Raw genomic sequence first — 2,469 nt, forward strand, 5'->3', positions numbered from 1 at the left:
GAACATAATATCACATTTTGTCTGAGTTATCGGAGAACCCATGTCACTACAGAATTTAACGCGCTTTCCCCGCCTGGAGTTTATCGGCGCGCCGACTCCGCTGGAGTATCTGCCGCGATTTTCTGATTACGTAGGACGCGATATTTTCATTAAGCGCGATGACGTGACGCCGATGGCGATGGGGGGCAACAAGCTGCGTAAGCTGGAGTTTCTGGCCGCGGATGCACTGCGTGAAGGGGCGGACACGCTCATCACCGCCGGGGCAATCCAGTCCAACCACGTTCGTCAGACGGCGGCAGTGGCGGCGAAGCTTGGTCTCCATTGCGTGGCACTACTGGAAAACCCAATTGGCACGCGGGCAGAAAACTATCTCACCAACGGTAATCGTCTGCTGCTGGATCTGTTTAATGTGCAGGTGGAGATGGTCGATGCGTTGACCGACCCGACTGCGCAGCTAGATGAACTGGCTACGCGCCTCGAAGCGCAGGGTTTCCGTCCTTATGTTATCCCTGTCGGCGGTTCGAATGCGCTGGGCGCGCTGGGTTATGTGGAAAGTGCGCTGGAGATCGCGCAGCAGTGTGAGGGGGCGGTGAGCCTCTCCTCCGTGGTTGTCGCGTCTGGCAGTGCGGGCACGCACGCCGGGCTGGCGGTGGGGCTGGAGCAGCTGATGCCCGAGGTGGAACTGATAGGCGTGACGGTGTCCCGCAGCGTTGCGGATCAGAAGCCCAAAGTGGTCACGTTACAGCAGGCGGTGGCAGAGCAGCTGGCGCTTAAGGCAAAAGCCGATATTCTGCTCTGGGATGACTATTTTGCGCCGGGCTACGGCACGCCTAATGAAGAGGGGATGGAGGCGGTTAAACTGCTGGCGCGCCTTGAGGGTATACTGCTTGATCCGGTTTATACGGGTAAAGCGATGGCCGGGCTTATAGATGGCATTACGCAGAAACGCTTTAAGGATGAAGGGCCGATTTTATTTGTGCACACCGGCGGGGCGCCCGCGCTGTTTGCTTATCATCCTCATGTCTAAAAATCAGGTCGAAAAATAATAATGCAAGAAAGTATACAACTGGTTATTGATTCACTGCCGTATCTGCTGAAAGGTGCGGTATTCACGCTCCAGCTGAGTATTGGCGGGATGTTCTTCGGCCTCGTGCTGGGCTTCGTGCTGGCTTTAATGCGTATGTCGCCCATTCTGCCGGTACGCTGGCTGGCGCGCTTCTATATCTCCGTGTTTCGCGGTACGCCACTCATTGCTCAGCTCTTTATGATCTACTACGGTCTACCGCAATTCGGTATCGAGCTGGATCCGATCCCGGCGGCGATGATTGGCCTGTCGCTCAATACGGCGGCCTATACCTCTGAAACCCTGCGCGCGGCAATCTCGTCCATTGATAAAGGTCAGTGGGAAGCGGCGGCCAGTATCGGGATGACGCCGTGGCAAACATTGCGTCGCGCTATTTTGCCGCAGGCTGCGCGGGTGGCGCTTCCGCCGCTGAGCAACAGCTTCATCAGCCTGGTCAAAGATACCTCTCTGGCCGCAACGATTCAGGTTCCTGAACTGTTCCGTCAGGCGCAGCTTATTACCTCGCGCACCCTTGAAGTCTTCACCATGTATCTGGCTGCCTCGCTGATTTACTGGGTGATGGCAACGGTGTTGTCTGCTCTGCAAAACTATTTTGAAAACCAGCTTAACCGCCAGGAGCGTGATCCAAAATGAGTGCTATCGACGTTAAAAACCTGGTGAAAAAATTCCATGGTCAAACGGTGCTCCACGGGATCGATCTGGAAGTGGAGCAGGGCGAAGTGGTGGCGATTATCGGGCCGAGCGGGTCGGGAAAAACGACGCTACTGCGCAGTATTAACCTGCTTGAACAGCCGGAAGGGGGCACCATCCGGGTCGGGGAGATTACGATTGATACCGGTAAATCCATCAGTCAGCAGAAAGGATTAATTCGCCGTCTGCGTCAGCATGTGGGCTTTGTTTTCCAGAACTTCAATCTTTTTCCGCACCGCACGGTACTGGAAAACATTATTGAAGGGCCGGTCATCGTAAAAGGTGAGCCAAAAGAGGACGCGACGGCGCGTGCACGCGAGCTGCTCGCTAAAGTTGGGCTGGCAGGTAAAGAGACCAGCTATCCGCGCCGCCTGTCAGGAGGCCAGCAGCAGCGCGTGGCGATAGCGCGTGCGCTGGCGATGCGCCCTGACGTGATCCTGTTTGATGAACCGACCTCCGCGCTCGATCCCGAGCTGGTGGGCGAAGTGCTGAACACCATTCGCCAGCTGGCGCAGGAGAAGCGCACGATGGTCATCGTGACCCATGAAATGAGCTTTGCTCGTGACGTGGCGGACAGGGCCATTTTCATGGACCAGGGGCGGATTGTGGAGCAGGGGCCGGCGAAAAGTTTATTTGCGGATCCTCAACAGCCGCGAACCCGCCAGTTCCTTGAAAAATTCCTCATGCAGTAGCAT

3 protein-coding genes are annotated in these 2,469 nt (G+C 56.3%); all 3 read left to right on the top strand.

Annotated elements, in window-relative coordinates:
* Positions 1-40 precede the first annotated feature (40 nt).
* The 3 genes from dcyD to tcyN are packed head-to-tail and all read left to right on the top strand — an operon-like array spanning position 41 to position 2,466.
* Positions 41-1,027 (top strand): D-cysteine desulfhydrase, encoded by a 987-nt coding sequence (gene dcyD / locus L977_RS06485; protein WP_023330807.1) that lies wholly within the window; start codon positions 41-43, stop codon positions 1,025-1,027.
* 21 nt (positions 1,028-1,048) lie between these two features.
* The gene (gene tcyL, locus L977_RS06490) at positions 1,049-1,717 is read left to right on the top strand and encodes a cystine ABC transporter permease (RefSeq protein ID WP_014884380.1); all 669 of its coding nucleotides are present in this window, start codon (positions 1,049-1,051) and stop codon (positions 1,715-1,717) included.
* Positions 1,714-2,466 carry an L-cystine ABC transporter ATP-binding protein TcyN gene (gene tcyN / locus L977_RS06495; protein ID WP_014884379.1) on the top strand — a complete coding sequence of 251 codons (753 nt, stop codon included), beginning with the start codon at positions 1,714-1,716 and terminating at the stop codon, positions 2,464-2,466. Before tcyL ends, tcyN begins: the two co-directional genes overlap by 4 nt.
* Positions 2,467-2,469: the final 3 nt, after the last annotated feature.

Origin of the sequence: Enterobacter sp. ZOR0014 (genome assembly GCF_000798855.1) — a bacterium.
GTDB lineage: Bacteria > Pseudomonadota > Gammaproteobacteria > Enterobacterales > Enterobacteriaceae > Enterobacter > Enterobacter kobei.

Excerpts from the sequence above, each read along its gene's own strand:
- dcyD (WP_023330807.1), top strand. The coding sequence starts at position 41 with ATGTCACTACAGAATTTAACGCGCTTTCCCCGCCTGGAGTTTATCGGC.
- tcyN (WP_014884379.1), top strand. The coding sequence starts at position 1,714 with ATGAGTGCTATCGACGTTAAAAACCTGGTGAAAAAATTCCATGGTCAA.
- tcyL (WP_014884380.1), top strand. The coding sequence starts at position 1,049 with ATGCAAGAAAGTATACAACTGGTTATTGATTCACTGCCGTATCTGCTG.